The following is a 24,737-nucleotide window of genomic DNA, read 5'->3' as shown; positions in this document are numbered from 1 at the left end:
TGAGGTCAGTTGAGATCGGAGCGGGGGTCGAATGCGTCGCGCAGGCCGTCGCCGATGAAATTGATGGCGAGCACGGTGAGCACCAGTGCGGCGCCCGGGAACATCCATTGCCAGGGGTAATTTTCAAGCACCACGGTGGAGCGGGCGAGATTGAGCATGTTGCCCCAGCTGGCTTCGGGCGGTGCGATGCCGAGGCCGAGGAAGGACAGGCCGGCCTCGAGCAGGATGGCGTTGGCGATCTGCAAGGTGGCGTAGACGACCAGGATATCGATGCAATTGGGCAGGCCATGCCGGAACAGCAGATGCGGCAGCCCCGCGCCCATGCCGCGGGCGGCAACGACGAAATCGCGCTCGCGCAGTTCGAGCAGCCGGGCGCGCACCATGCGCGACAGCACCGGCCAGGAGAGCAGCGAGATCACCAGGATGGTCGGGGCGATGCCGGTGCCGGCGATCGAAGCCAGCACCAGCAGGAAGATCACCGGCGGCAGCGTCATCGCCAGGTCGACCAGGCGCATCACCGTGCCGTCGACAAGACGCCCGCCAAAGCTGGCGACGGCGCCGACCAGGAAGCCGATGACGGTCGATATGGCGACCGAGCAGACGGCGACCAGCAGTGAGATCCGTCCGCCTTGCAGCAGCCGGGCCATGACGTCGCGCCCGACGCCGTCGCTGCCCAGCCAATGAATGGCCGACGGCGCCTTGTTCATTGCTCGGAGGTCGATGGTGTTAGGACCGAACGGCCACCACAAAGGATACGTCGAAACCGCCAGCAGGATCGGGATGACGATCAAAAGCCCGGCACGCGCCGCGCGGTTTTCAAAAAAGCGGTCGAGCGCGCGGCGAAGCGGGCCTTTGGTTTGCGGCACGGCTGTCGGGTCAACTGTAGGATCTGGCGCCGTGATTGCCATCATGCCACCTGAATGCGCGGGTCGACGACGGCATAAACGACGTCGGTCAAGAGGTTGACCAGGATGACGCAAACGCCGATCACCAGGGTAGCGCCCATGATCACCGGGTAATCGCGGGTGCCGACGGCGTTGACCAGAAGCAGTCCCATGCCCGGCCAGTTGAACACGCTTTCCAGGAAGATGGCGCCGCCGATGGCGATGCCGACAGTCGAGCCGATCAAGGTAATGACCGGCAAGAGCGCATTGCGGGTTGCATGCTTGATGATAACCCAGAACTCGCGCACGCCCTTGGCACGCGCCGTCCGCACGTAATCCTGGTTGAGCACTTCCAGCAGCGAGGCGCGCATGTAACGCATGATCAGCGCGGCATGGCCGACGGACAGCAGGCAGGCGGGCAGGACGAGGTGCGCAAGCACATCCGTCGCCGAGAACGGCGCACCCGCGGTCTGCATGCCGCCGGACGGCGCCCAGCGCAGCAGCACCGAGAAGAAATAGAGACCGAGCAGCGCTGTCAGAAAAGCCGGGCTGGAGATACCGATAAACGACAGCACCGACAGCGCGATGTCGGATGGTTCGTTACGGCGCACCGCGCTGAAAATGCCGGCGGAAATGCCGAGCACGATGGCGATCGCCAGGCCCGTACCCATCAGCAGCGCCGTCGGGCCGATGCGTTCCATGACCAGTGGCAGCACGGCAACGCCGCTGCGCTGGATCGAATAGCCGAAGTCACCGCTCAGCGCCGCGCGCAGCCAGGCGAGATATTGCACGGGAAGCGGCCGATCGAGCCCGAGCCGTTCGCGCAGGCCCTCGAGGTCGGAAGCCGACATGGGGACCGATGGGTTGATATAGGCGTCGATCGGATCGCCCGGCGCCAGCCGCAACAGGATGAAGATGAGGACGCTGAGCGCGACCAGCATCAGCAATCCTGTGGCGCTGCGGCGGGCGATGAAGCTCAACATGGGCTTTCCGTGGCGGTGGCAGGCGGCGCCAAAGTGGTCCCGCCTGCTCGCTTGGTTGCGGGTTTCTTACTGGATGTCCCAGCGCTCGGGGTGAGCTGCGTAGGGGCCGCCGCCCGGCGCCGGCGTCCAGACGAAGTCATGCAGCTTGTTGGAGGCTACGCCATAGCGGTTGGCCACCCACAACGTCGCCCAGGGTAGCTCCTTGTTCATGACCTTGCAGACCCCCTGCCAGGATTGATCGAGCTTGGCCGGATCGGTTTGGCCTAGCGCGGCGTCCAATGCGGTGCTCAGATCGTCGAACTCGATGCGCATGGTGTTGAAGCCTGCCGGCGGGATCTGCGACTTGTTGAGGCCGGGATTGAGGCCGGCCGGGTTGGGGCCGTTCTGCAGGCCGGCATAGACCATCGGAAAGGCGTTCCAGTCCGGCGTGCCTTGCTTGTAGACGATGCCGTTGTAGGTCGGCGTATCGACGACCCGCGGCACCACATTGATGCCGACCTCGGCCAGCATCGACTGGACAGCGGCCATCACATTGGCCGCTTGCGGCGAGCCGTAATAGGTCAGCAAGGTGATCGGCTTGTCGCCGTTGATCTTGTCCCAGCCGGCCTCGCTCAGCAGCGCCTTGGCCTTTGCCGGATCGTAGGCATAGGGTTCGAGGCCTGCGGGAACGAGATGCGGCGCGACATAGCCGCAATTGGCTGGCTCGGCGGCACCGCCGTAGAGGCTGTCGATGATGGCGTTGCGATCGATCGCGTACATGATCGCCTGGCGGACACGGATATCCCTAAACAGGTCGACCTTCTGGTTCAGGCCGATATAGTTGACCACGTACGAGGCACCTTCGATCACCTTGAAATTGCTGTCGCTCTTGAACGATGCCGCATCGTCGGGCTCGACATAAGTGAACTGGATTTCGCCGGCACGGAGCGCGGCAACGGCCGCCGCCGGCGACTCGAAATAGCGGTTGATGAGCACGTCTACCTTCGGCTTGCCGCCGCGATAATCGTCATCGGCTGCCAGTTCGACATATTGGTCGGTCACGTAGCGCTTGAACTTGAACGGGCCGGTGCCGACCGGAGTGGTCGACCACCAGGTGCTTGTCGCCAGCGATTCCGGCGGCAGAGCGGCCAGGGCATGCTCCGGCAGGATCATCAGCTGCGAGAGGATGGATAGAAACGAGCCGTTCGGTTTCGATAGCTTCACCACTGCGGTGTGGTCATCCGGGGCATCGACCGAGGCGATGTTGGCGAGGCGGGCCGCAAACAGGCTGCCGGAGGCCTTGTTCTTGGCAAGCTCGAGGGTGAACTTGACGTCCTTCGAGGTGAACGGTTTGCCGTCATGCCAGGTCTCGTTGACCAGGTTGAACGTATAGCTCAGCTGGTCGTCGCTGATCTTGTAGTCCTTGGCGAGGTCGCCTTCGATATCGGCCAGCCCGGCATTGTAGATGACCAGCGGTTCAAAATAGGTGCTGAGCCAGGTGTAGCCGCCGGTCGCCACCAGCGGGTTGAAGTTCTTGGGAAAACCGCCGGGACCGACGTCGAAGCCGCCCGCAATGGTCTTGGCGCTTTGTGCCTGGACACTGGTCAATGGGGCAATGCTGGCGAGCAGCAGCCCGGCGACTGAGAATGCGATGGTCCTGATGCGCATGGTTTCCTCCCTTGGCATAGTCAGGTTGTTCTTCAGCTTGCTCGGTTTTTGGCGATAACCTGCTGGATCCCCCGGTAATGGTCATCGAGCCGCCGACGCGCCTGGTCGACATCCTTGGCGGCGACAGCCTCGACGATCTCGTGATGGTCGCGCCATGTCGCCAGCGGCGTCGGATTGTCGAGATTGGTGAAATTCGAGGCCTTGTTGAACGCCATCCAGAAGATGTCGATCAGCGCGCTCAGCATGCGATTGTTCTGGCAGCGGAACAGCAGCTGATGGAATTGCTGGTCCTCTTCGGCGAAGCTCTCATGGCGCTCGGCACGTTGCCGCATGCGCTCGGTCAACTGGCGCAGCGCTTCGATATCTTCGGCGCTGATCATCTCGATCGTCTTGGCGATGAGGCCGGTTTCCAGCACGCGGCGGATTTCGCGCAGCTCTTCGACATCGCGCAGCGAATCTTGCAAGCCGTAGGCAAGATTATCCAGCAGCGGCTTGAACGAGAACTCCTTGACGAACACGCCGATGCCGCGCCGCGTCTCCAGGATGCCGATCGATTCCAGCGCCTTGATGGCCTCCCGCACGGAGTTGCGGCCGACGCCGAGCCGCTGCGCCAGGAACGTCTCCGGCGGCAAGGGATCGCCGGCCTTGAGCTGGTTGCTTTCGATATAGGCCCGGAGGCTTTCCTGCACGGTGACGTGCAGCAGCGGTGGTCTGCTCAACGGTTCGATCGACTTCAGTTCCGCCATCCCACTGCTTTCATCATCCGCTGAAGCTTGCCCGCCGCTTGTCGTATAGCCACTTGTAGGATATCCTGCAAGCCCATAGCAAACGTGCTGCCTCCGAATGAAGATAATCCTCGCCGGCTCGAGCCACTGGCACGCCGAAATGCACCTCGACGCCGCACGCTTTCACGGTGCGGAGATCGCCGGTATCTGGGACGAGAATCCTGGCCAAGCGCATGCGTTCGCCGCGCACCACGACCTGCCGTTTATCGAAGATTTCAAGGAGATACTCTCCAGCCGGCCGGATGTGATCCTGTTGATGGGGCAGCCTTCGATGGTGCCGGCGCGGGCACGTGCGATCATCGCGGCAAGGATACCGCTGATCCTGGAGAAGCCGGCGGCCAGCCATACGAGGGAACTGATGGCGCTGCGCGACCTCGCCAGGCAGTACCAGGCTTTTGTCGCTGTTCCCCTGCCCAACCGTTTCGGGCCGGCCGTTGCCGGCCTTGAACGGCTGCGCCGGCAAGGTCGCGCCGGCCCCGTGGCGCATTGCCAGTTCCGGCTGATCAACGGCCCGCCGCAACGCTACATCGCCGACGGTGTCGCCTGGGTGCTCGACCCGGCGGTTGGTGGCGGGGGTGCGTTGAGGAATCTCGGCATACACGGCGTCGACGCGGCACTCAGCCTCGCAACCGGCAAGCTCGGCCTGAAAGGCGTTTCGATCGCGAACCGCATCCATCCCGGCCCGGTCGAGGATCACGCACTTCTGGTGCTGGAAGACGAGGCCGGCGCGCTGTTCATCGTCGAGGCCGGTTACACCTTTGCTTCGATGCGCCCCGGCGGTGACTTCGAGTGGCGCATCGTCAGTGCCAATGCCACCCTCATCGATCATGGCGACCATGTTATCTGCGCAACGCTCGACGACGCGGCAATCGTCGACTTGCCGGTCGAACTGCCGGCAACGCGCTATCGTCTGTTCATGCGCGATACGCTTGACCGGCTGGCCAGAAAGGCGCCTCCGCCGGTGTCCATCGAGGATTATGTTGCGGCGATGTCGCTGATCGACGCCGCTTATCAAAAGGCAGGACCATGATTGGAATAGGAATTATCGGCGCCGGCGATTTCGGCGCAGCCCATGCGCGGGCAATCCGTGAGGTTGGCGGTATTCGCCTCGCCGCCGCCTCTCGAGGAAATGCCGACGCACTGCAGCAATTCACCGCTGAACATGGCGGCCGCGGCTACGCGGACTGGCGAAGGCTGCTGGACGACAAGGAGGTCGATGCGGTCCTCATTGCCAGCCCGCACCATCTCCATGCCGAAATGGCCATCGGCGCGGCAAAGGCCGGCAAGCATATCCTGCTCGAAAAACCGATGGCGCCGACGGTGGCTGCCTGCGATGCGATCAACGCCGCCGTGGCCAAGGGTGGCGTCAAGCTGATGGTCGCCCACCTCATGCATTTCGCCCCGCCCTGCATGGCGGCCAGGCAAATTCTGGAGGAAGGCGAGCTCGGCCGGCCGCTCGCCGGATCGAGCTGGATCATCAAGCTGTGGATGGAGCACAATCGCCGCGACTGGCATCTGCGCAAGGCGACCGGCGGCGGCATGCTGTTGACGGCCGGCATCCACGCGGTCGATCGCCTGGTCTGGCTGATGGATGACGATGTCGTGTCGGTGAGCGGCATGCTCGGCGCCAAGTTCCATGACCAGGAAGCAGACGACAGCGCTCTGCTCGGATTGCGCTTCGCCGGCGGCGGCATCGGCCAGGTGCAGAGCGTCGGCTATCGCACCGGCGCCACCACCTATGCCATGGATCTGGTCTGCGAGCGGGGAACGCTGCGCATCGACATGGACCGCGGCACCATGCTTGGCCGCGAGACGGTCTGGACCGAGCTGCCCGGGTCCTTTGAGCCGAACTGGATGCATAACGCGCTGGTGCGCGAATGGAGCGCAATGCGCGATGCCATTGCCGATGACACGCCGGTGCCGGTCGACGGCATCTATGCGCGCAAGATCATCGCCATTATCGAGGCTGGCTTCGCGTCGAACGAAACCCGCCGCGAACACGAGATCGCCGGTGGACGCTGACCTCGACGACCATCTGGCCCGCTTGCCCGCACACGCACCGCGCGGCATCTGGGGCGCGGTGATGCTGGCCATCGACGATCGCGGAGCGATCGACTGGCAGGCGACGGAAGAGACGATCGCCCGGCTCTGCGCCTCAGGCGTCGACGGCGTCTATTCCAATGGCACGGCCTGCGAATTCCATTGCCAGACCGAGCCCGAATTCGACCGGCTTTGTGAGTTGGTCGCAACCATAGCCGGCCGCGCGCGCCTTCCTTTCCAGATCGGCATCAGCCAGTCCAATCCGCGCGTCGCGCTGGAGCGACTGACGCGGGTCGCCGGACTTCGCCCGACGGCGGCTCAATTCACCTTGCCCGACTGGTGGCCGCCCAGTGACGACGAGATCATGCGTTTTGCCGGCGGCCTCTGCGAGGCCGCGCCCGAAACGCCGCTGGTGCTCTACAACCCGCCGCACGCCAAGCGCCGCCTGACGCTCGACGGCATCGCCAGTCTGCGTGCGGCCGTGCCATCGCTGGTCGGCGCCAAGCTGCCGGGCGGCGACGCCGGCTGGTATGCCGACACGCGCCGCAGACTGGACGGATTTTCCGTCTTCGTCCCCGGCCACACGCTGGCAACAGGCTATGCCGGGGGAGCCCATGGCAGCTACTCCAACGTTGCCTGCCTCAACCCGAAGGGCGCGGTGCAGTGGTGGCAGATGATCCGCACCGACATGGCCACAGCTGCCGAACTCGAGGCCCGCATACAGGCCTTCCTGGCCGTACATGTCCTACCGTTTCGCACCCGTTACAATGTCGGTGATGCAGCACTCGATAAGGCGATGGCGGCGGCTGGCGGCTGGGCGCCGCTCGGGCCGCGATTGCTCTGGCCCTACAGCTCCGTTCCCGATCAGGAAATACCGACGCTGGCCAGGGCGGCTCACGCGGCTTTCCAGGAATGGTGGTAGACCCGTCACCAAGGCGCGGGACGACGGTTCAGCAGCCGGCTCGCGCGCCCTGTGTCGCGCGTGACACAAACGCCCCCGGCTGAGGGACATCGGCCTCGCGCCGTGCCAGTGAATTGCGCAAGAGCGCGATCGCCTCGCGGCCGGCGGTCGCAATCTCGCGTGGCCTGTCGACGCCGACGATCATGAACTCCTTGATCCCCAAAGCGGCGTAGGAAAGCAGCGACAGCGCGACCTGCGCCGGCGGCCCGGCAAGTTCGAGCGCCTTCTGGCAGGAAGCGGCCGATTTGTCTTCCGAACGGATTCGGACGGGAAGCGCGAAACGCAGCTTGCCGGCCCGGCCGTGTTCGGCAGCAGCGCCGCGTACGCGCTCCATTGACTGGTGAATTTCTGCAAGCGAGCCAGGCGCCAGCTCGAACACGTCCGCATGCCTGCCCGCGACCCTGAGCGCAGTGCCCGACTGCCCGCCCATGCGGATGGTCACATCGGCACCATGCGGCCCCTTGCGCGGCACATAGCCGCCTTTGATGCTGTAAAAGGTGCCTTCATGGTCGAACGGCCTGTCGTTCGACCACAACCGCTTCAGCAGCACCAGATATTCATCAATGCGTTGCCAGACCACTGTGTGGCCGGCCGGACGTGCCTCGGCATCGTCGTCGCTCAGCGGCTCGCTGAGCATCCTGAGCGACAGCCGGCCACCGCTTCTCGCGTCGAGGGCAGCGAGTTGTCGCGCCGCCACGGTTGGTTCGATCACGCCTGCCCAATGCGTGAGCACGACCTCCAGGGACGAGGTCCGGTCCAGCGTCTGGGCGGCAAGGTCCATATTGGTCAGCAGCCCGGCCTGGTCGTCGATGACGATCCTCTGGAATCCAGCATCCTCGATCAGTGACAGCTTCGTCGCGGTCTCGACAAAGTCATAGAAAAAGCTGGCGTCGGCAGCGTGGATCTTACCGGGAACATGCGTGAACTCGATCGGCATTGCCATCTCCTCCATCACGTTGGAATCAGGGCGCGCAAATGCACACCGGCATTCGGTTCATCAACTCCGGAATTTCTGCAAACGGCAGGCCGCTATCCCGAGGAAGCCTCGATGATCAGAGCCTTGACAATCAGGGGATCAGCCCCAGTACCACTGCCCCGGTGAATACAAACGCAAGGGCAAAGACGAGATAGGCGAAAGCACCGGCATAGGCCGGCCGCCACACCTGGTCGGAACCCAGCCTTTGGCCTTTGCGGGCAGTCTGAGCGTTCTGGCTATAGGACATATCGACCTCCGTCTCGGCGCTTAATCTATAAAATCAGTAGACTTTGTCGAGTGCTATTTTCGCGCGATCCTTAGAACAATTTTCTCCAAACGGCGGACAAGTTAGTGCTTTTACTGCTTAGCGCTGCCTTTTGCGGCATGCCGGGGTGACGGCAGGAAACGTCAGGTCCATGTGTCTGTGGCTCCTTGGCCATCCAATGGATGAGGGATAGCATCGCTTCAGCGGAAAGCCGCGACGTCACGGCAAGGCAGCAGGGAGCAAACCATGGGGACAAGACTGGCCGGCAAGGTCGCCATCATTTCGGGTGGCGCGACAGGAATGGGCGGTGCGGCCTCGGAGCTTTTCGCGGCCGAGGGCGCCAAGGTGGCGATCGTCGACCGCAACGGCGAAGCGGCGGCGGCCACCGCAGCGGCAATCAGGCAACGCGGCCATGTCGCCGAACACTGGGTCGCCGACGTATCGGATGAGGCGCAGGTCGAAGCGGCGGTGAAGGGCGCGACGGAAAAATTCGGCCCGGTCACGGTTCTGTTCAACCACGCCGGCACCCTCGTCATCAAACCCTTCCTGGAGACCACGCTGCAGGAATGGGACTGGCTGCATGCCGTCAATGTGCGTTCGATGTTCCTGATGACGCGTGCTGTGTTGCCCGGCATGATCGCCGCCGGCGGCGGGTCCATCGTCTGCACCTCGTCGATCTCGGCGGTGGCGGCGACGCCGATGGAGGTGCTTTACGACACCACCAAGGGCGCCTGCCATATGTTCGCGCGTGCCATCGCCGTCGAGTTCCGCGACCGCAACATCCGCTGCAATGCGGTCTGTCCAGGCTTCATCAGGACACCGCATGGCCTGCGCGAGGTCGCCGATCTCGACAAACTCGGCGTCGATGTCTCCGACGCGGCAATGGCGGCGCAGCAAGGGCGGATCGGCGAGCCGGAAGAGGTCGCGAAGGCAGCCCTGTTCCTGGCCAGCGACGAGGCCAGCTTCGTCAACGGCGCCCATCTGTTCGTCGATAACGGCTTCACCGCGATATGAAAGGCGAAGCGCCGCTACCGCTCTTCGCGCCGGAACGGCTTGAGCAGCGCCGACGGGGCCACCGCATTGCGCGACATCACCGCCATAGCGACGATGGTGAAGATGAACGGCAGCATCAGGAAGGCCTCGTAGGGGATATGGCCAAGCCCGCTCGCCTGCATACGCAACTGCAAGGCGTCAACGAAGGCAAACAGCAGTGCCGCGCCTGCCGATCGCCACGGATCCCAGCGGCCGAAAACGACGAGCGCGATTGCCACCCAGCCACGCCCCGAAACCACGCCGAAGGTGAAGGCGTTGAATTGCGCCATCGACAGGAAGGCACCGGCCAGTCCCATCAAGGCACCGCCGAGGATCACCGCCTGGAAGCGTGTTGCAATGACGCTGACGCCGGCAGAATCGGCGGCACGCGGGTTTTCGCCGACCATGCGCACCGCTAGGCCCCAAGGCGTGCGGTAGAGCACGAAGGCGGCCAGCGGTATGGCCAGCATCGCCATGTAGACCAGCGAAAACTGGTTGAACACCGCCGGCCCAAGCACCGGTATGTCGGACAGGATCGGGATCGGCAGCGTCTCGAACCCCTTGATGTTCGGTGGCACCGATTGCTGTCCGAAGATCAGCCGGTAGAGGAAATAGGCAAGGCCCGACGAGAACAGCGTCACGCCGATGCCGCAGACATGCTGGCTGAGGCCGAGCGCTACAGTGAACAGCGCGTGCACGGCGCCCATCAGCGCCCCGGTCAGCACCGCCGCGAGCACGCCAAGCCAAAGGCTGCCGCTGAGGCTCGCCGCGGTGAAGCCGGTCATCGCCGACAAAAGCATGATGCCTTCGATGCCGAGATTGAGCACCCCGGCGCGCTCGGAGAACATTTCGCCCAGCGTTGCGAAGGCCAGGGGCGTGGCGATGCGGATGATGGCGGCCAGGAAGCCGACCTGGAATATCTGCTCCAGCACCACGCTCATTTGGCTATTCCCACGCGACGGAGGCGATAGGCGGTGAACAGCAGCGCCACCAGCATGGCAAGCAATGCGGTTCCCTGAATAACATCGCTGAGGAAGGCCGGAACGCCGGTGGCCCTCGACATCGCCTCGGCGCCGGTCATGACGGCGGCAAGGAAGATCGCCGCCGGCACCACGCCGAGCGGATTGAGCCTCGCCAGCATGGCGACGACGATGCCGGAATAGCCATAGCCCGGCGAGATGTCGCTCATCACCTGGAAATGCACGCCGCCGACCTCGCCGACGCCGGCAAGGCCGGCCAATGCGCCAGACAGCAGCGCCGTCGAAATCAGCACCCGCTCGACATTGATGCCGCCATAGCGCGCCGCTTCCGGGTTTTCGCCGGTGACCCTGATGCGGAAGCCGAGCGTGGTGCGCGCGACCACGAACCAGATGACCGGTGCCGCGACCAGCGCCGCGACGACGCCGAGATGCAGCCGTGTGCCTTCGAGCAGCACCGGAAAATTGGCCGTATCCTCGATCGGCGGCGAGATCGGGTAGCCGCTGAAACTGTCCTTCCATGGCCCCTCGATCAGCGCCATCAGTGCATAGAAAATGACCGAGTTGAGCAGCAGTGAGCTGACCACGTCATCGACCCTGAATTTTACCCTCAGCGTGGCGGGGATCAGGGCGACGGCCGCGCCGGCGGCAGCGCCCGCCAGCGCCATCAGCAGCATGGCGAGCGGCCCCGGCATCGGGATTGCACCGACGGCACAGCTCGCCGCCGCACCAGCCAGCAATTGCCCTTCGGCGCCGATGTTCCAGAATTTGGCGCGGAAGGCGACTGCCACGGCCAGCCCGGTGAAGATCATCGGCGCGGCACGCACCAGCGTTTCGGTGATGGCGTAGCTGTCGCCCAAAGACGCCGAAAACATAACGCCATAAGCCTCGACGACGCCGGCGCCGGCCAGTGCGATGAGGCCGCTGCACAGGATCAGCGTCGCGCCGATAGCGAGCAGCGGCAGCGCCAGATTGAACCAGGCGGGCGTTGAGGTGCGGGCCTCGAGACGGAACATCAGGCATGGCCCTCCGCTCCGGTCATCATCAACCCGAGTCTGGCGATGCTGGCGTCGGCGCTGTTCAGCGTGCCGACGATGCGGCCTTCATACATCACCGCGATACGATCCGAGAGCATCAGCAACTCTTCCAGATCCTCGCCGATGACGATGATGCCGCAGCCCTTGGCGCGCATGTCGAGGAATTTTTCGTGGATGAAGCGCGCGGCGCCGATGTCGAGGCCGCGAGTCGGCTGCGAAACGATCAGCACCTTCGGATCGAAGGCGAGTTCGCGCGCCAAAAGCGCCTTCTGCAGATTGCCGCCGGAAAGCGCCCCGGCGCGCGTCATCGGCCCGGGGCAACGTATATCGTAGGCTTTGATCTGTGCCTCGGCGAAGGCGCGGATCCCATCCGGCTTGAGCAGGCCGTTGCGGCTGAACGCCGCCGTGCCGATGCGCGGCAGCACCATCGAATCGGCGAGCGGCAGATTGGTGACCAGCCCTGTCGTCATACGGTCTTCCGGGATGCGGCCGAGGCCGAGCGCCTGCACTGTGCTCGGCGAGAACCGCGAAACCGTTTTGCCGGCTATGGTCATCTTCCCGGCATCGGGCGCACGCACGCCGGAGATGACCTCGGCAAGCGCGCGCTGGCCATTGCCGGAGACGCCGGCGATGCCGAGGATCTCGCCGCCACGAACCGACAGCGAAACATCGCGCAGCGCCATGCCGGAATGATGCGATGTCGAGATACCGTCGAGGGTCAGCACGGCCGCACCCGGCATCGACGGTCCTCTGGCCGGAGGCACGATCTCGTGGCCGCACATCAGCCGCGCCATCTCCGAGGACGTGGTGCTGGCCGGCGCATCGACGCGGCCGGCAACGCGCCCATGCCGGAGCACGACGCAGCGATGCGTCAGCGCTCGCACCTCGTTGAGCTTATGCGAGATGAAAATGATGCCGAGCCCTTGTGCCGCCATCGAGCGCAGCGCCGAAAACAGCCCGTCGACCTCGGTTGGTGCCAACACCGCCGTCGGCTCGTCGAGGATCAGCAGCCTTGCGCCGCGAAACAGCGCCTTGACGATTTCGAGCCGCTGTTGCTCGCCGACCGACAGCGCCGAGACGGGGAGGTCCGGGTCGAGCGTCAGCCCGTGCTGGCGGCCGATCTCGGCGAGCCGCGCCAGCCCGCCGGCGCGGTCGATCCGGCCCGATCTGCCGGGAATGCCGATCAAGAGGTTCTCCAGCACCGAAAGCCGTGGTGCGAGATGAAAATGCTGGTGCACCATGCCGATGCCGACGGCCAGCGCATCGGCCGAACTGTTGATCGCCACCGACCGGCCCTGCACCAGGATCTCGCCGGCATCGGGCGCATAGGCGCCGAACAGCACGTTCATCAGCGTCGTCTTGCCGGCGCCGTTTTCGCCGAGCAGCCCGAGGATTTCACCCGGCGCGACGCTGAGATCGACGGCCTCGTTCGCCTTGACGGCGCCAAAGCTCTTGGAGATGCCGCGCATTTCAATAAGAGGGGCAGGCGTTGACAAGGGTGCTCCCGATCGGAATTGGCTTTACGGTTCAGCTTTGATCGACGGGAATGCGCTGCACCCCCCTCTTGCCTGCCGGCCATCTCCCCCTCAAGGGGGAGATCGGATGTCACTTCGGCTTTCGCAAATCGTCAGCGCTGAAGAAGAGGTGCTGTCGGCGAAGCTGCTAATCTCCCCCCTTGAGGGGGAGATGGCCGGCAGGCCAGAGGGGGGTGCGACAAGCGCCAGACCCCCAAAAGACAGCGCTCAGTCCGAGACCGGCGTATTCTCATCGACGTCGACGCGGAAATTGCCGTCGAGGATCTCCGCCTTCTTCTTCTCGACCAGTTCCTTGACCTCGGCCGGCAGCGTCTTGTCGAACTTGTGGTAGGGCGCGAGGTACGAGCCGCCCTTGGCCATGCGCGAGAAATCGCCGTAATCCTGCGCGGTGAAGACGCCGGCCTTGACCAGCTTGATCGCCTGCTCGACGGTCGGATACATGTCCCAGACCGGCCCGGTGATCACGGTGTCGGGGCCGAGGCTCGACTGGTCCGACATGTTGGAGATGGCGAGGATCTTCTTCTCCGCCGCCGCTTCGATGACGCCGAAGCGCTCGGCATAGATGACGTCGACGCCGGCGTCGATCTGGGCGACGGCCGCTTCCTTTGCTTTTGGCGGATCGAAGAACGAGCCGATGAAGGCGACCTTCTTCTTGATGTCGGGATTGACCTCCCTGGCGCCGGCAAAGAAGGCGTTGACCAGCCGGTTCACTTCCGGAATGCCCATCGCCGCGACGGCGCCGACCGTGCCCGATTTCGACATTTTTCCGGCGATCATCCCGGACAGATAGGCCGGCTCGTGAATCCAGTTGTCGAAGACGCCGAAATTCGGCTCGGCCGGCCCGGCGCCGGAGCCGAACAGGAAGGCGGTCTTCGGGAACTGCTTGGCGGTCCTGCGCGATTCGCGCTCGGCGGCGAAGGCATCGCCCAGCACCAGCTCATAGCCGCCCTGCGCATATTCGCGCATGACGCGGCTGAAATCGGCCGTCTGCACCTTCTCCGACCATTTGTATTCGATGCCGAGTTCCTTCTCGGCCTTCTGCAGGGCAACATGGATCTGGTTGTCCCACGGCTCCTCGATCGGCGTGGCGAAGATCGCCGCCACTTTCAGCTTCTTGGTCTTGGCAAAGGCGCTGCCCGGCAGCATCGCCGCCGCCAGGCCGAGCGCGCCCAGCTCCAGCACGTTGCGGCGCGAAAGCTCTTCGCGTTTCGATTGGATTCTGCTCTTCCCGTTGTCCATTGCATGCCCCTCTGATTGGCGCCGTGTCGAGCCGGCTCTCTTCTCTGGAATATCGGCGAAGGAACTATGGAACGGTGCCCGGCTTTTGTCCACATGGTCAAATTTGAGTGGGCGGAACGCGCCATTAAATGGCCCGGCAAATCGACGCTTGCTCACAATCGCTCCAGCGCCACGGCGATGCCCTGGCCAACGCCGATGCACATGGTGGCAAGTGCATAGCGGGCGCTGCGTTCGCGCAGCTCCAGCGCCGCCGTGCCGGTGATGCGCGCGCCGGACATGCCGAGCGGATGACCGAGCGCGATGGCACCGCCATTCGGGTTGACGTGCTCCGCATCCTCGGCAATGCCGAGCTGGCGCAGCACGGCGATGCCTTGCGAGGCGAAGGCCTCGTTGAGCTCGACGACATCGAACTGTTGTGGCTTCAGGCCGAGCCGGGCACACAGCTTCTGCGTGGCCGGCACCGGACCGATGCCCATGATGCGCGGAGCGACGCCGGCGGTGGCACCGCCGAGGATACGGGCGATCGGCGTCAACCCGTATCTTTTCGCGGCTGCTTCCGAGGCGACGATCAGCGCCGCGGCGCCGTCATTGACGCCCGAGGCATTGCCGGCCGTAACCGTGCCGCCTTGCCGGAACGGCGTCGGCAACTTGGCCAACGCTTCGATCGACGTGCCCCCGCGGGGATGCTCATCTCTGTCGACAACGACCGGATCGCCCTTGCGCTGCGCGATCGTCACCGGCGTGATTTCCTTTGCCAGCCGGCCATTGGCTTGTGCGGCTACAGCCTTGTCCTGGCTGCGCACGGCAAATGCGTCCTGGTCGGCGCGGGAGACAGCGAACTCTTCCGCCACGTTCTCGCCGGTCTCCGGCATCGAATCGACGCCGTATTGCTTCTTCATCAGCGGATTGATGAAGCGCCAGCCGATCGTGGTGTCGTAAATCTCGGCATTGCGCGAAAAGGCGGTCTCTGCCTTCGGCAGCACGAACGGAGCGCGGCTCATCGATTCGACGCCGCCTGATATCATCAGCTCCGCCTCGCCGGCCTTGATGGCGCGGGCAGCAATCATCACCGCATCCATGCCCGAACCGCAGAGACGGTTGACGGTCGAGCCCGAAACCTCCTTCGGCAGGCCGGCCAGCAGCAGCGCCATGCGCGCCACATTGCGGTTGTCCTCGCCGGCCTGGTTGGCGCAGCCATAGACGATGTCGTCGATGGCAGCCCAGTCGATGTTTGGATTGCGCTCGACCAGCGCCTTCAGAGGTATAGCGCCGAGATCGTCGGCACGGACCGCCGACAACGAACCGCCGAAGCGTCCGATCGGCGTGCGGATGTAGTCGCAGATATAGGCCTCGGCCATTATACAGCCTTCCCGGTTGCGCTGATGATTTCTGCTCCCGACCCAGCCATGTTGGCCGCATTCTCCTTGAGACGAAAGCACATCTCGCCGCCGGCCGTTAGGCCAAAGAGAATTTCAGCTGCCGCCCGCCGGGAGCGGCGGATCAGCCGATGCTTTCTCCACCGTCGATCACCAGCGCCTGGCCGGTCATGAAGGACGAGCGGTCGGAGACGAGGAACAGGATCGCTTCGGCGATTTCCTCCGCGCTGGCCCAGCGCTGCATGGGAATTTTGGTGCGGACATAGTTCTCGATCGCCGCCCGCCCGCCCATCTGCGCGATGAACGGCTCGTTGAAGGGCGTATCGACCCAGCCGGGGCACAGCGCGTTGATGCGGACATTGTGTTTGGCATAGTCGAGCGACATCTGCCGGGTCATCGCCACCACTGCATGTTTTGACGTTGCGTAGGCGATCATTTCGCGGTCGTAGAACACACCCGAATTTGAGGCGGTATTCAGGATCACCCCGCCGCCTTGCGCGATCATCGACGGCATGACCAGCCTGGCCGCCAGGAACTGCGCCCGCACATTGATCCGCCAGGAGGCATCCATGCCGTCGGCGCCGACTTCGGTCAGCGTGCCGCCGACCTGGATCCCGGCATGATTGTGCAGGATGTCGATCCGCCGATGCCGGCCCAGCGTTCTCGCAATGAGCTGCTCGACCGCCGCATCCTCGCCGACGTCGGTGGCGACGGCCTCGGCCCGACCGCCCGCCGCACGAATGTCGGAGGCGGTTGCTTCCCCCGCCGCCTGGTCCCTGTCGGCGATCACCACGAGCGCACCTTCCCTGGCCATCATCATGGCGCCGGCACGCCCGATCCCCGACCCGGCACCCGTCACCACGGCGATGCGATCTCTCAGAATCATGTTTTTTATCTTTCAGTGTGATGGTTTTCGTTGCCGCAGTTGCCATTGGGCAAGCACCACGAGCAGAACGGAGGCGACGAGCACGATCGTCGCGATGGCATTGATCTCCGGCGTGACCCCGCGCCGGATCGAGGCGAAGACATAGATCGGCAACGTCGTCTGTGCGCCGGCGACGAAGAACGCGACGATGAAATCGTCGAAGGAGAATGTGAAGGCGAGCAGGAAGCCGGCGATCACCGCCGGCATGATCTGCGGCAACACGATGCTGCGGAACGTCGTCAGCGGGGTGGCGTAAAGATCGCTCGAGGCCTCGACCAGATTGCGGTCGAGGCTGCCGAGGCGCGTGCCGACAATCATCGCCACCAGCGCCATCGAAAACAGCCCGTGCGCGGCGATGATCGAGCCATAGCCGAGCGCCAGGCGCGGTGGCTGGTCGTTCGGCCACAGCGAAGCGACAAACGGGTTGACCACCCCGAATAGCTGGACCAGCGCGACCAGCGTCGAGATGCCGATGACGACACCAGGAACGACGATCGCAGCACCCAAAAGCGCATCGAACACGGCTCGCGTCCGCGCCCCGACACGCGCCAGGCCAACCGCGGCGGCCGTGCCGCACAGCGCCGCCAGCAAGGCGCTGGTCGTGGCGATGAACAGGCTGTTCTTCAGCGCTTCGACCAGGAACGGGTTTGCTAGTGCCTTGCCGTACCATTGCACCGAGAAGCCAATGAACTCGCTGGCGTGGTGGCCGGCGTTGAACGAAAACAGCACTACCAGCGCGATCGGCAGGTAGAGAAAGGCAAAGACCGCAACGACGAAGGCACGCATCAGATCAGGTCCACCCGGCGGGCACCCGAAAGCCGGATCGAAATGCGGTTCGCGGCAAGCAGCACGACCACTGAAACCGCCACAAGTGTGATGGCGATTGCCGATCCGAATGGCCAATTGCGCGATTGCAGGAACAGATCGACCAGCGCGTTGCCGATGAAGAAGACCTTGCCGCCGCCGAGTAGCGTCGGGATCAGATATTCGCCGAGCAGCAGGATCATGACCAGCGAGAAGCCGGTCATCACACCTGGCAGCGACAGCCGCAGCGTCACGCCGAGGAATGTCGAGATCGGCGTCGCGCCGAGATCGGCGGAGGCCTCCAGCAGCCGGCGGTCGAGCCGCTCGAGGCTGACATAGATCGGCAGGATCATCAGCGGCAGATAACCATAGACGATGCCGAGCAGAACCGCTCCCGGCGTGTTGATCAGCCGCACGTCCTCCATCCCGACATAGGCCAGGAGAGCTGGGATGCCGCGCCCGCCAAGCACATACATCCAGGCATAGGTTCGCATCAGCAGGCTGGTCCAGAACGGGATGACGACAAGCGCCAGCAGGATCAGCCGCCACCGTTCCGGCGCGCGCAAAGCGAGGTAATAGGCGACCGGATAGGCAACGAGAAGACAGGCCAGTGCGCCCGCCGGCGCCAGCACCATGGTGTTCCAGAAGGCGGTCGCCCGCGCCGGAAGATTGGCAAACTGCGCCAAGGTGAAAGCGGCCTGATAGCCGCCTTCCGGCGCGCGCCCGCCGACGCTGAAAACGGCAATCGCCACGAACGGCAAAACTAAAAACACCACCAGCCACGCAGTTGCTGGACCGAGCAGCAGGGCGGTCAGGAGATTGTGACGAAGGACATTGCTGCGCATTGAAAAAACCGCCCCGGTGCCGGCGGACATCTGTCCGCCGGGGAGTTGCCTGCATCGAGCCTGTAGCCTGCCAGGTTCAAGCCGACTTGAAGCGTGCCATCAATTCGGCCCGGCCCGGATCGGTTAGCGTTGCGGCCGCACCGAATTCGAGCGGCTTCAGCAGATCCGCCGCCGGATAGAGGATCGGATTGTCCAGCACCTCCTTGGGCAGCAGCGCATTGACCCGCGCATCGGTGGAAGGCGCGCCGTTGGCCAGGTGCTCCTTGACCGCGACTTTCGGGTTCATCAAATAGTTGAGCAAGGCATAGCCGGCAGGCTTGTTCGGCGCATCCTTGGGTATTGCGTAGAAGTCGGTCCAGATCTCGCCGCCTTCCTTGCCAAGCACGTAGGCGATTTCGGGGATGTCGCGGTGGAGCTGCGCCCCGTCATTGGTCCAGCACATCGTCATCCAGGCGTCGCCGGCACGCATCGACGGCTGGTAGTCGCTGGAGACCGCGAACAGATGCGGCTTGACCTTCAGCAGCAATTCCTCCGCCTTGGCGAGTTCGTCCGGCTTCAGCGAGTTGAACGAGAAGCCGAAATATTTCAGCGCGTTGCCGATCGTGGTCAGCTGGTAATCATGAACCATGGTCCGGCCGTCGCCCTCCGCCATGGCCGTGTCCCAGAATTCCTTCCAGCTTGTCATCGGCTTGGTCAGTTTCTTGGTGTTGACGGCAAAGCCGGTGGTGCCCCAATTCTTCGGCACCGCGTAGGTCACGCCATCGATCGTGCCTTCCCCAGTGAAGCGCGGGTCTTCTTGCGAGCCGTCATAATTGGCAAGCTTGGCCATATCCAGCGCCTCGATGATGCCAAGCTTCTTGTAAGTCGAGATCGTGTAGTTGGTCGGAACGAAAAGGCTCCAGCCCGAGGCGCCGGCCTGCAGCTTGGCCAGCATCTCCTCGTTTGACCCGAACACGTTCACCTCGACGGCAACGCCGGTTTCGGCCTTGAAATTCTCGAACGTCGCCGGGTCGTGATAATTGGGCCAGGTGGCAATCGACATGCGGTCGCCAAGCCCCTCCTGGGCGAAGGCTGGCGACGGCATGATGCCGAGTTCGCGGGCCATTACTGCCGTTGCGATGCCTAGGCCGGTGAGGCCAAGGAACTCGCGGCGGCCGATGGAACCGCGCTTGAGGCGCATCAACTGGTCGACGAATTTTTCAGGGCTTATCGGCAGTCCGTCACGATACGATTTCGACATTTTTGTTTTCCCTCTGGTTGGTCCCGTTATTCTCCGGAAACGCCAGCGGCGTTCCGGCTGTAAAGCCGACGGCGACGGGTTCACCCGGCTTGAAGAGATTTCCACCGCCAACCAGATGATCGGCCTTGGCGAGCAGTGTCCCGATGCCTTGGACCTCGATTGCATATTCCGCGGTGGAACCGAGAAAGATCCGGTTGCGGACAAGCCCGTTCAGCCGGCCGCTTCCGGGCGCGCCGAGACTTAAGGATTCAGGACGCAGGCTGACCGAGACGGCTTCGCCCTGGGCTAGCGAAGTGCGCTTGCGCGCGGCGATGACGGTGCCGTCGGCAAGCGCTATCTCGACGAGCTTGCCCGAGAGCCCGACGACCTTGCCGCTCAAGAGATTGGTCTTGCCGACGAAATCGGCGACGAAGAGGTCGGCGGGTTCGTCGTAGATTTCGCTCGGCTGCCCAAGCTGGACGATGCGCCCGCCATTCATGACGCAGACGAAATCGCTCATCGACAGTGCCTCTTCCTGATCGTGGGTGACCAGGACGAAGGTGATGCCGATCTCGCGCTGCAGGTTCTGCAGCTCTATCTGCATGTCGGTGCGCAGCTTCTTGTCGAGCGCCGCCAGGGGCTCGTCGAGCAGCAGCACCGCCGGCTTGTTGACCAGCGCCCGCGCCAGGGCGACACGCTGCTGCTGGCCGCCGGAAAGCTCATGGATCTTGCGGCGTCCATAGCCCGCAAGCCGAACCATGGCGAGCGCCTCGCCTGCCTTCAGGCTGATCTCCCGCGACGACAGGCGCGGCCGCGCCTGGCGTAGGCCATAGGCGACGTTGTCCGCCACATCCAGATGCGGAAACAACGCATATTGCTGGAACACCATGTTGACCGGCCGCCGATAGGGCGGCGTGCCGGCCATGTCGCGGCCACGGATGAATACCACACCTTCGCTTGGCTGTTCGAAACCGCCGATCATGCGCAAACAGGTTGTCTTGCCGCAGCCGGACGGCCCGAGCAACGCGACAAAGGCAGACGGCGGGATGGCAAGATCGATGCCGCTGACCGCGATCACGCTGCCGTAGCGTTTGGTGACCCCGCGAAACTCGATGTCGGGCACTGCGGTCAAAGCTGCGGGCTCCAGCGGCTAGTTGGTCTCGAAACGCTATCAGAGCCAATGGCGGCTAGTATATACCTCCCAGGTGGTATATTTCGTCTATTTTCTCGTATGGAGGGGTATGAATTGGGCGTTTCACGCAGCGATGAATACAGCCGGCTCGCTGCGCTCATCGCAGCGACGCGGGAGACGAGCGGCGAGCTTTTCGGCAAGGCGATGGTCGCCTGGCTCCGCCAGCATGTCAGCTTCGATCATTGCGTGATCTTCGGCTATCGCGGCGCCTCACGCCCGCCGCTGCTGTTCGAGACATTCTCGCCGGCCGAAAGCCACGTCTTCGTTGCGCTCTATCAGGAAGGGCCTTATCTGCTCGATCCGTTCCACCATGCGGCAGTCGAGCGCAAGGAAGGCTTTTGGCGCATGCGCGAATTGGCGCCGGATCGCTTCTATGCCAGCGAATATTACCGCTCCTATTACAGCCAGACCAGGCTTGCGGAGGAGGTCGGCTTTTTCGTGCCGCTGCCGGGAAAGGACGCGCTGGTGGTCTCGCTAATGCGATTGCGCGCTTCGGGGCCGTTCGGAACCGCCGATGCCAGGTTGCTGCGCGACATGGCGCCTGCGGTGATCAGCCTCGTCAGGCTACGCTGGCCTACCCTTCCGGCTGACGGACCGGTTGGGACGAAGCAAGACGAGGCGATTACTCCGGTCAGTGAGTTCGAACGTGCTCACATCTGGAAGAGCCTTTCGCTCACGCCGCGCGAACAGCATGTCGTCGATCTGGTGCTTCAGGGCCATTCCACGGAATCGATTGCCAGGGCGATGCGCATCGTGCCGGGAACCGTAAAAGTTCATCGCCGCAACATTTACCGCAAGCTCAAGATAAAGTCGCAGGCGGGTCTGTTCGCGCGTTTTGTCGAGATCATGGACGCACGGATTCGGTAGTCCCAAGTTCAGCCGGCAGCGCCGTCCCAGGAACCGGTTTCGGCCATTTGCCTGAGCCGGGGTGCCACTCGAAAGACATCCTTGCCGGTCTGCTGGTGCCAGTGATCCAGCCGCTGGATGATCTTGTCCACGCCTTCGAGGCTCGCCCAGAACATCGGCCCGCCCTTGCCGACCGGGAAGCCGTAGCCGTTGACCCAGACGACGTCGATATCGGAGGCGCGGGCGGCAATCTTTTCCTTGAGGATTTTGGCGCCCTCGTTGATCATCGGATAGAGCGTCCGCTCGATGATCTCCTCGGCGCCGATCGCGCGCGGTGCAATACCGCGCTCGGCAGCCTTGTTGCGGATCAGCGCCTCGACATCGGGATCGGGCAGCGGCGTGCGCGAACCGCCTTCGTAGCGATAGAAGCCGCTGCCGGTCTTCTGGCCGAAATGTCCCTGTTCGCACAACGCATCGGCGATCACGGCCGTCTGGCCACTCGCCTTGCGGTTGCGCCAGCCTATGTCGAGGCCGGCGAGATCGCTCATCTCGAACGGCCCCATCGGCCAGCCGAAATCGGTGAACACCTGGTCGACCTGGCGCGGCATTGCGCCTTCCAGCAGAAGCGTCTCCAGTTCCGCACCGCGCGCCGCCAGCATGCGGTTGCCGACGAAGCCGTGGCAGACGCCGACGACGACCGGCACCTTGCCGATCCGCCGTGCCAGATCGACGATGGTCGCCAGCACGTCGGGCGAAGTCTTGTCGGCGCGGACGATTTCCAAAAGCTTCATGACGTTAGCCGGCGAAAAGAAATGCATGCCGAGGAGATCTTGCGGCCGCGACGTCGAAGCGGCGATTTCGTTGACATCGAGATAGGAAGTGTTGGTGGCGAGGATCGCGCCCGGTTTGGCCACGGCATCGAGCCTGCCGAAGACATCCTTCTTGACCGCCATCTCCTCGAACACGGCCTCGACGATCAGGTCGCAATCGGCAAGATCGGCATAGTCGGTGGAACCCTTGAACAACCCAAGCCGTTGGCGCTTGGCGTCTTCGCTCAGCGAGCCGCGGATGACGGAAACGGCATAATTCTTGTTGATCGTCGCCAGCCCGCGCTGCAAGGCCTCGTGTGTCGCTTCCAGCAAGGTCACGGCGACGCCGCCGTTGGCGAACGCCATGGCGATGCCGCCGCCCATCGTGCCGGCGCCGATGACGCCGACCCGGGCGATCTTGCGCCTGACGACGTCCTTGCCGGCAATCTTTGCCGCCTCACGTTCAGCGAAGAACAAATGCCGCTGCGCGCGTGATTGGTCCCCGGCGACAAGTTTGACGAACAGGTCGCGCTCCGCCGCCAGCGCTTCGTCGAAGGGCAGCGTCAGGGCGTTGCGAACCGACTGCGCACAGGCGATCGGCGCCTCGAGGCCGCGTGCTTTGCCGGCAAGCACTGCCGCTTCCTTGTCGAACGCCGGCAAGTCGGCCTGGTCGAGGCGATCATTGCGGTCGCGCACCGGCGTGAACGGACCGCCTTTCGCGGCCGTTTCGTTGGCGAAACTCACCGCTTGCGCGGTCAGGTCGCCATCGAAGACGGCATCCACCAGGCCGGCGGCGAGCGCCTCGGCCGCACCGATAGGCGTTCCCGAAACGATCATGTTGAGTGCCTTCAGCGGACCAACCAGGCGCGGCAGGCGAACCGTGCCGCCGCCGCCCGGCAGCAGGCCGAGCTTGACTTCCGGCAGGCCGAGCCTTGCCGTTCGGTCGGCAACACGGAAATGGCAGCCGAGCGCCAGTTCCAGGCCGCCGCCGAGCGCAGTGCCGTGAATGGCCGCGACCGTCGGCTTGGCGATGGTTTCCAGCATGGCGACTAGGGCGCCCAGGTCCGGTTGCCGCGCCGGCTTGCCGAATTCGGTGATGTCGGCGCCGGCGACGAAGGTCCGCCCGGCGCATGCTATCACGATTGCTCCGACCGACGGCTCGTCGCGCAGGGAAAAGAGCGCCTGCATCAGCGGCTCGCGCACATGGAAGCTCAGCGCGTTGACCGGCGGATTGTCGATGCTCACCACCGCGACGTTGCCGTGCCTTGTAGTGCTGACGAAATCGGACACGCAAACCTCACGCAATGATGTTGGCCAATAGCGCGACGGGATTTACAGCGCTGGCATGCGGATGGGAACCACGTGTTTTGCGGGCCGCATCGATATCCCCTCGCCGCCGGGTGGCCTTGCCTTAGCGCAGCGCCTTCTGCCCACCGGCGGCGGTGATGACGCCGACGATGATCAGCCCGGTCAGCACCAGGCGGACGCCGACGCTGACGCCGAACGTGTTGAGCATGGTCAACAGCAGCACCAGGAACAGCGCCGCGCCCCAGACCCCCGGCACATTAGCCTTGCCGCCCGCCACCGACGTGCCGCCGATGACGACGACGGCGATCGAGGCCAGCAGATACTCATTGCCGATATCGACATTGGCGCCGCGGAAATAGCCGGCGAGCAGTGCGCCGTCGAGGCCGCCGAGCGCGCCCGACAGCGTGTAGGTGAGGAAGCGGGTGCGGCCGACATTGACGCCGGCCAGCCAGGCAGCGCGGATGTTCTGGCCGATCGCCAGCACCGAGCGTCCGTAGATCATGCGCTGCAAAACGATGCCGGCGCCGATGGTGAACAGCACGGTGAGGATCGCCAGCACCGGGATGCCGAACACCTGCCAGTTGGTGAAGTCGGCAAAGCCCGGCGGCGGCTTGATCTGCAGGCCCCGCCCATAGCTGATATCGACCGACTGGATGACGAAGCTGGCCGACAGCGTCGCGATGATCGGCGGAATGCGCAGCGCCCAGATCAGCAGATAGTTGACGGCGCCGATCGCCATGCCGCAGGCCAGCGCGGCCAGCAGCCCGACCGCGATCATCGCATCATTGCCGTCCATGACCTTCATGGCGACGGCGCTGGCAAGGCCGATATTGGCCGGCAGCGACAGGTCGACATTGCCCGGCCCGAGCGTGATGACGAACATCTGCCCGACGCCGACGATGACGGTGAAGACGGCGAGCGACAGCGCCGCCGTGATCATGCCGCCGCCGCCATAGCCGCCGGTGAAGGCGATGGTTGCCAGCCACACCAGCAGCGCCCCGAAGAACGACCAGATCCAGGGTCTGGCGAGCAGTGCCCGCAGCGATGCCATG

23 protein-coding genes are annotated in these 24,737 nt (G+C 64.1%); 5 read left to right on the top strand and 18 right to left on the bottom strand.

What is annotated here, in order from left to right:
• Positions 1-5 precede the first annotated feature (5 nt).
• The 4 genes from NKH59_RS07085 to NKH59_RS07070 all read right to left on the bottom strand — a co-directional run bounded on the left by NKH59_RS07085 (position 6) and on the right by NKH59_RS07070 (position 4,260).
• Positions 6-911, bottom strand: coding sequence for an ABC transporter permease (locus NKH59_RS07085; RefSeq protein WP_502893704.1), 906 nt, complete (start codon positions 909-911; stop codon positions 6-8).
• Positions 908-1,867 carry an ABC transporter permease gene (locus NKH59_RS07080; RefSeq protein WP_023678169.1) on the bottom strand — a complete coding sequence of 320 codons (960 nt, stop codon included), beginning with the start codon at positions 1,865-1,867 and terminating at the stop codon, positions 908-910. Before NKH59_RS07080 ends, NKH59_RS07085 begins: the two co-directional genes overlap by 4 nt.
• A 66-nt stretch (positions 1,868-1,933) precedes the next feature.
• Positions 1,934-3,514 carry an ABC transporter substrate-binding protein gene (locus tag NKH59_RS07075; RefSeq protein ID WP_023678170.1) on the bottom strand — a complete coding sequence of 527 codons (1,581 nt, stop codon included), beginning with the start codon at positions 3,512-3,514 and terminating at the stop codon, positions 1,934-1,936.
• Positions 3,515-3,546: 32 nt separating this feature from the next.
• A complete protein-coding gene (locus tag NKH59_RS07070) occupies positions 3,547-4,260 on the bottom strand; it encodes a FadR/GntR family transcriptional regulator (protein WP_352470738.1) in 714 nt (237 codons plus the stop codon).
• Positions 4,261-4,357: 97 nt separating this feature from the next.
• Here NKH59_RS07070 and NKH59_RS07065 point away from each other — a divergent pair, with 97 nt between their 5' ends.
• From NKH59_RS07065 to NKH59_RS07055, 3 genes are read left to right on the top strand one after another with little or no spacing between them, the layout of a single operon-like run.
• The gene (locus tag NKH59_RS07065; RefSeq protein WP_352818321.1) at positions 4,358-5,329 is read left to right on the top strand and encodes a Gfo/Idh/MocA family protein; all 972 of its coding nucleotides are present in this window, start codon (positions 4,358-4,360) and stop codon (positions 5,327-5,329) included.
• Positions 5,326-6,321, top strand: a complete 996-nt coding sequence (locus NKH59_RS07060; RefSeq protein ID WP_353013893.1) for a Gfo/Idh/MocA family protein — start codon at positions 5,326-5,328, stop codon at positions 6,319-6,321. Before NKH59_RS07065 ends, NKH59_RS07060 begins: the two co-directional genes overlap by 4 nt.
• On the top strand, positions 6,311-7,261 hold the full coding sequence (locus NKH59_RS07055) for a dihydrodipicolinate synthase family protein (RefSeq protein ID WP_353013891.1): 951 nt from the start codon (positions 6,311-6,313) through the stop codon (positions 7,259-7,261). The genes NKH59_RS07060 and NKH59_RS07055 overlap by 11 nt, the downstream gene beginning before the upstream one ends.
• A 28-nt stretch (positions 7,262-7,289) precedes the next feature.
• On the opposite strand, the gene NKH59_RS07050 is transcribed toward NKH59_RS07055, so the two are convergent.
• The gene (locus NKH59_RS07050; protein WP_352681878.1) at positions 7,290-8,237 is read right to left on the bottom strand and encodes an LLM class flavin-dependent oxidoreductase; all 948 of its coding nucleotides are present in this window, start codon (positions 8,235-8,237) and stop codon (positions 7,290-7,292) included.
• Positions 8,238-8,367: 130 nt separating this feature from the next.
• Positions 8,368-8,523, bottom strand: a complete 156-nt coding sequence (locus NKH59_RS07045) for a hypothetical protein (protein ID WP_023678176.1) — start codon at positions 8,521-8,523, stop codon at positions 8,368-8,370.
• A 264-nt stretch (positions 8,524-8,787) separates the two neighbouring features.
• On the opposite strand from NKH59_RS07045, the gene NKH59_RS07040 reads away from it, so the two are divergent.
• Positions 8,788-9,555: an SDR family NAD(P)-dependent oxidoreductase gene (locus NKH59_RS07040; protein WP_353013889.1), complete on the top strand. Its 768-nt coding sequence runs from the start codon at positions 8,788-8,790 to the stop codon at positions 9,553-9,555.
• A 14-nt stretch (positions 9,556-9,569) separates the two neighbouring features.
• Here the strand turns inward: NKH59_RS07040 and NKH59_RS07035 are convergent, their stop codons facing one another.
• The 10 genes from NKH59_RS07035 to NKH59_RS06990 form a co-directional block, all read right to left on the bottom strand.
• Positions 9,570-10,514, bottom strand: coding sequence for an ABC transporter permease (locus tag NKH59_RS07035; protein WP_023678177.1), 945 nt, complete (start codon positions 10,512-10,514; stop codon positions 9,570-9,572).
• Positions 10,511-11,566: an ABC transporter permease gene (locus tag NKH59_RS07030; RefSeq protein ID WP_352540873.1), complete on the bottom strand. Its 1,056-nt coding sequence runs from the start codon at positions 11,564-11,566 to the stop codon at positions 10,511-10,513. Before NKH59_RS07030 ends, NKH59_RS07035 begins: the two co-directional genes overlap by 4 nt.
• Positions 11,566-13,056: an ABC transporter ATP-binding protein gene (locus NKH59_RS07025; protein ID WP_502900019.1), complete on the bottom strand. Its 1,491-nt coding sequence runs from the start codon at positions 13,054-13,056 to the stop codon at positions 11,566-11,568. Before NKH59_RS07025 ends, NKH59_RS07030 begins: the two co-directional genes overlap by 1 nt.
• Positions 13,057-13,329: 273 nt before the next feature.
• Positions 13,330-14,361, bottom strand: coding sequence for a BMP family protein (locus NKH59_RS07020; RefSeq protein ID WP_353013887.1), 1,032 nt, complete (start codon positions 14,359-14,361; stop codon positions 13,330-13,332).
• A 152-nt stretch (positions 14,362-14,513) separates the two neighbouring features.
• On the bottom strand, positions 14,514-15,719 hold the full coding sequence (pcaF, locus tag NKH59_RS07015) for a 3-oxoadipyl-CoA thiolase (RefSeq protein ID WP_353013884.1): 1,206 nt from the start codon (positions 15,717-15,719) through the stop codon (positions 14,514-14,516).
• A gap of 142 nt (positions 15,720-15,861) precedes the next feature.
• Positions 15,862-16,623 carry an SDR family NAD(P)-dependent oxidoreductase gene (locus NKH59_RS07010; RefSeq protein ID WP_352540870.1) on the bottom strand — a complete coding sequence of 254 codons (762 nt, stop codon included), beginning with the start codon at positions 16,621-16,623 and terminating at the stop codon, positions 15,862-15,864.
• 12 nt (positions 16,624-16,635) lie between these two features.
• On the bottom strand, positions 16,636-17,448 hold the full coding sequence (locus NKH59_RS07005) for an ABC transporter permease (RefSeq protein WP_353013882.1): 813 nt from the start codon (positions 17,446-17,448) through the stop codon (positions 16,636-16,638).
• Entirely contained in the window at positions 17,448-18,311 is an 864-nt protein-coding gene (locus NKH59_RS07000) for an ABC transporter permease (RefSeq protein WP_353021400.1), read from the bottom strand. The genes NKH59_RS07005 and NKH59_RS07000 overlap by 1 nt, the downstream gene beginning before the upstream one ends.
• Positions 18,312-18,387: 76 nt before the next feature.
• Positions 18,388-19,551: an ABC transporter substrate-binding protein gene (locus NKH59_RS06995; RefSeq protein ID WP_352470751.1), complete on the bottom strand. Its 1,164-nt coding sequence runs from the start codon at positions 19,549-19,551 to the stop codon at positions 18,388-18,390.
• A complete protein-coding gene (locus tag NKH59_RS06990) occupies positions 19,532-20,662 on the bottom strand; it encodes an ABC transporter ATP-binding protein (protein ID WP_352540866.1) in 1,131 nt (376 codons plus the stop codon). The genes NKH59_RS06995 and NKH59_RS06990 overlap by 20 nt, the downstream gene beginning before the upstream one ends.
• A 114-nt stretch (positions 20,663-20,776) precedes the next feature.
• On the opposite strand from NKH59_RS06990, the gene NKH59_RS06985 reads away from it, so the two are divergent.
• The gene (locus tag NKH59_RS06985; protein WP_352470752.1) at positions 20,777-21,589 is read left to right on the top strand and encodes a response regulator transcription factor; all 813 of its coding nucleotides are present in this window, start codon (positions 20,777-20,779) and stop codon (positions 21,587-21,589) included.
• Between the two features lie 8 nt (positions 21,590-21,597).
• Here the strand turns inward: NKH59_RS06985 and NKH59_RS06980 are convergent, their stop codons facing one another.
• Together NKH59_RS06980 and NKH59_RS06975 are read right to left on the bottom strand one after the other, a co-directional pair.
• Positions 21,598-23,667, bottom strand: a complete 2,070-nt coding sequence (locus tag NKH59_RS06980) for a 3-hydroxyacyl-CoA dehydrogenase NAD-binding domain-containing protein (protein WP_353013879.1) — start codon at positions 23,665-23,667, stop codon at positions 21,598-21,600.
• A gap of 121 nt (positions 23,668-23,788) precedes the next feature.
• Positions 23,789-24,736 carry an ABC transporter permease gene (locus NKH59_RS06975; protein ID WP_352540864.1) on the bottom strand — a complete coding sequence of 316 codons (948 nt, stop codon included), beginning with the start codon at positions 24,734-24,736 and terminating at the stop codon, positions 23,789-23,791.
• Position 24,737 lies beyond the last annotated feature (1 nt).

It is taken from the genome of Mesorhizobium sp. M0998, assembly GCF_040318885.1.
Taxonomy (GTDB): Bacteria; Pseudomonadota; Alphaproteobacteria; order Rhizobiales; family Rhizobiaceae; genus Mesorhizobium.
The sequence above is the reverse complement of the archived record's forward strand: the minus strand, read 5'-3'. Positions and strand labels throughout refer to the sequence as shown.

Bases quoted from the DNA above. Each gene is read 5' to 3' on its own strand.
- NKH59_RS07035 (WP_023678177.1), bottom strand. From the start codon at position 10,514: ATGAGCGTGGTGCTGGAGCAGATATTCCAGGTCGGCTTCCTGGCCGCC.
- NKH59_RS07030 (WP_352540873.1), bottom strand. From the start codon at position 11,566: ATGTTCCGTCTCGAGGCCCGCACCTCAACGCCCGCCTGGTTCAATCTG.
- NKH59_RS07020 (WP_353013887.1), bottom strand. From the start codon at position 14,361: ATGGACAACGGGAAGAGCAGAATCCAATCGAAACGCGAAGAGCTTTCG.
- NKH59_RS07000 (WP_353021400.1), bottom strand. From the start codon at position 18,311: ATGCGCAGCAATGTCCTTCGTCACAATCTCCTGACCGCCCTGCTGCTC.
- pcaF (WP_353013884.1), bottom strand. From the start codon at position 15,719: ATGGCCGAGGCCTATATCTGCGACTACATCCGCACGCCGATCGGACGC.
- NKH59_RS07025 (WP_502900019.1), bottom strand. From the start codon at position 13,056: ATGCGCGGCATCTCCAAGAGCTTTGGCGCCGTCAAGGCGAACGAGGCC.
- NKH59_RS07085 (WP_502893704.1), bottom strand. From the start codon at position 911: ATGATGGCAATCACGGCGCCAGATCCTACAGTTGACCCGACAGCCGTG.
- NKH59_RS06975 (WP_352540864.1), bottom strand. From the start codon at position 24,736: ATGGCATCGCTGCGGGCACTGCTCGCCAGACCCTGGATCTGGTCGTTC.
- NKH59_RS07080 (WP_023678169.1), bottom strand. From the start codon at position 1,867: ATGTTGAGCTTCATCGCCCGCCGCAGCGCCACAGGATTGCTGATGCTG.
- NKH59_RS07050 (WP_352681878.1), bottom strand. From the start codon at position 8,237: ATGCCGATCGAGTTCACGCATGTTCCCGGTAAGATCCACGCTGCCGAC.
- NKH59_RS07010 (WP_352540870.1), bottom strand. From the start codon at position 16,623: ATGATTCTGAGAGATCGCATCGCCGTGGTGACGGGTGCCGGGTCGGGG.
- NKH59_RS07005 (WP_353013882.1), bottom strand. From the start codon at position 17,448: ATGCGTGCCTTCGTCGTTGCGGTCTTTGCCTTTCTCTACCTGCCGATC.
- NKH59_RS06995 (WP_352470751.1), bottom strand. From the start codon at position 19,551: ATGTCGAAATCGTATCGTGACGGACTGCCGATAAGCCCTGAAAAATTC.
- NKH59_RS07045 (WP_023678176.1), bottom strand. From the start codon at position 8,523: ATGTCCTATAGCCAGAACGCTCAGACTGCCCGCAAAGGCCAAAGGCTG.
- NKH59_RS07040 (WP_353013889.1), top strand. From the start codon at position 8,788: ATGGGGACAAGACTGGCCGGCAAGGTCGCCATCATTTCGGGTGGCGCG.
- NKH59_RS07075 (WP_023678170.1), bottom strand. From the start codon at position 3,514: ATGCGCATCAGGACCATCGCATTCTCAGTCGCCGGGCTGCTGCTCGCC.
- NKH59_RS07065 (WP_352818321.1), top strand. From the start codon at position 4,358: ATGAAGATAATCCTCGCCGGCTCGAGCCACTGGCACGCCGAAATGCAC.
- NKH59_RS07060 (WP_353013893.1), top strand. From the start codon at position 5,326: ATGATTGGAATAGGAATTATCGGCGCCGGCGATTTCGGCGCAGCCCAT.
- NKH59_RS07070 (WP_352470738.1), bottom strand. From the start codon at position 4,260: ATGGCGGAACTGAAGTCGATCGAACCGTTGAGCAGACCACCGCTGCTG.